The sequence below is a fragment of the Enterobacter sp. ZOR0014 genome, from assembly GCF_000798855.1.
Lineage (GTDB): Bacteria > Pseudomonadota > Gammaproteobacteria > Enterobacterales > Enterobacteriaceae > Enterobacter > Enterobacter kobei.
Window position 1 is genome coordinate 1 of sequence record NZ_JTLF01000228.1, and the last position, 2465, is coordinate 2465.

2 protein-coding genes are annotated in these 2465 nt (G+C 54.0%); both read right to left on the reverse strand.

The features are described from left to right. Nucleotides 1-162: 162 nt before the first annotated feature. Nucleotides 163-1113 carry an HTH-type transcriptional regulator Cbl gene (cbl, locus tag L977_RS11825; RefSeq protein WP_023330849.1) on the reverse strand — a complete coding sequence of 317 codons (951 nt, stop codon included), beginning with the start codon at nt 1111-1113 and terminating at the stop codon, nt 163-165. 96 nt (nt 1114-1209) lie between these two features. After that, nucleotides 1210-2127, reverse strand: a complete 918-nt coding sequence (nac, locus tag L977_RS11830; protein ID WP_014884446.1) for a nitrogen assimilation transcriptional regulator NAC — start codon at nt 2125-2127, stop codon at nt 1210-1212. Nucleotides 2128-2465: the final 338 nt, after the last annotated feature.

Consider the following 2465-nt stretch of genomic DNA (forward strand, 5'->3'; position numbering starts at 1 on the left):
AATATTTAAATATAAGACAACCTTATGACGTCACAGAGTATGATTGTTAATCAGGGTATTCTTAAGAATAAGCGGTCAGGAAATTAAACGGTTTCAATAAAAAAGCCTGCTTTAATTGCAGGCCTTTGCTTCTTGTCGACGGAGACGGGTGCTATAAAGGGCTTAAATCTGATAATCAATCGCCACTTCTTCTGGCTCCATCACCTGACGTTTAATCTCATCAACGGACAGCCCGGCGTTGCAAAGTTCGATAAAACGCCACACATAGTTGCGCTGCAGCTGTCCACGCTTCAGGCCGAGCCATACGGTATTGGCATCAAACAGATGACGTGTATCAAGACGCACCAGATCTCCCCCCTCGCGTTCGCCACTGGACTGTTCTGCCACCAGACCTATGCCCAGCCCGAGCTCGACGTAGGTTTTGATTACATCAGAGTCCTGTGCGCTCAGCACCACGTCCGGCGTGAGCCCTTTGCGGTTGAAGGCTTCATCAATGCGCGAGCGTCCGGTAATGCCCTGGCGATAGGTAATCAGCGGCCATTTGGCAATGTCTTCCAGCGTCAGGGGCGAAACCTGATTCAACGGATGATCGGCGGGGAGCAACAAACTGTGATACCAGCGGAACCAGGGAAAAGCCACCAGCAGCGGGTCGTTGCTCAGGCGTTCACTGGCAATGCCGATATCTGCCCCACCGTTTTGCAGCAGCACTTCAATTTCCTGCGGCGTCCCCTGGATAAGCTCCAGGCGGACGTCGGGAAAGAGTTCGCGGAAGGCTTTAATCACCGGCGGCAGGCTATAACGCGCCTGGGTGTGGGTGGTAGCGATAGTGAGAACGCCCGAGGCGTCATTCGTGAAGAGATCCGCCAGGCGGCGCACATTACTGGCTTCGTTGAGGATCCGCTCCGCAATGGTCAGCAAGGCTTTGCCCGGCTCCGTCATGCCAAGAAGACGTTTGCCGCGACGGATAAAAATCTCTATCCCCAGTTCTTCTTCCAGCTCGCGGATATGGCGACTGACGCCGGACTGAGAGGTATAAAGCATATTGGCGACCTCGGTCAGGTTGTAATCCCGCCTGGCCGCCTCACGGATAATTTTAAGTTGCTGGAAATTCACGATTCACTCCGGCGCATCTGACATAACGCTATTGTTAGAGTCAGCCGCACTGCAGAACAAATAATAAAAACCCGCAACTTATGCTTTTATGGAATATCAGCTCACGAGCTGGAGTTCACGGTTCTCAAGCGATGGCTTGCTGACCAGCGACATCAAAATCTCTTTTACCGCCTGCGCCTGTGGCGTCAGCGAGCCGCGTGCGGACATGTTGAGCGACAGCGGCAGGCTCATCGAAGGCGTGGTGATCCGTGCCATCCAGCCATTTGCCGCACTGCAGAGCGAGCGCGCTGCGGATTCTGGCAACACGGTTACGCCCATTCCGCTGGCAATGGCCGCGGTCAGCGTGGAGAGTGAGTCGATCTCGCCGATGATTTTGGCCGTCAGGCGACGCAGGGAGAATGCTTCATCCACGCGCACACGCACGGCGCTGTAATCACGCGGCAGATAGAGGTTCATTTCTGCCACGGCGGTAAGATCGACGCTCTGCCCCGGACAGTCGCGGGTGCCCACGAGGTAGAGATCTTCTTTCAGCAGCGGCTGGCTGGTGATCCCGGCGACCGGAGAACGATCGTAAAGGACCGCCATATCCAGCTGTCCATTGAGCAGTTTGTCATTGAGTACCGAACCGCTGTTCTCGTGCAGATAGACCAGCACTTCCGGTAGCTCAGCACGAACGGCCTGCAGCAGCGGCATGGTGATAGAAGACGCCGCAGTGCCCGGCGCAAGACCAATGGAAACGTGCCCGCTGAGGGTCTGGCCGACGTTGTTGACCGCCAGTTGCGCCTGTTCGCACTGGCGCAGAATAGTGCGGGCATGGGTATAAAGAATTTTTCCGGCTTCCGTTGGCGTGACGCCGCGTTTGGTACGAATCAATAATTGCTGATCCATCTCGCCTTCCAGAGTAGCCACCTGCTGGCTCAGCGCAGGCTGCGCGATATGCAGCACTTCTGCCGCTTGAGTCAGGCTGCCGATATCGACGATTTTTACGAAGTATTTCAGTCGTCTTAAGTTCATTTTGCCCCCTGTTCGAAATGCTTTGCCGGTACTGGCTATCGTTGTTGAACAGGTTTTGCAATATGAATGCCACTTTTACCGGGCGGTCTGAATTCCTCGCTAAGCGCCTGAAAATAAGGAAACCTAATCATGGAGGGGGGTTTTATTACTGAAACAGCAGTTTATGATCTGCCCCATTAGAGGTATATACGCACCAAAGCGGTGCATTACGCTGTCAAAAACATCACATTGCCGATTTTGTCAGCAAACGATCAAAAGGCGTTGATCCACCCTTTGACAAGCGCGGCTGACGTCGATAATATGCGCCCCGTTCACACGATTCCTCTGTAGTTCAGTCG

Excerpts from the sequence above, each read along its gene's own strand:
- nac (WP_014884446.1), bottom strand. The coding sequence starts at position 2,127 with ATGAACTTAAGACGACTGAAATACTTCGTAAAAATCGTCGATATCGGC.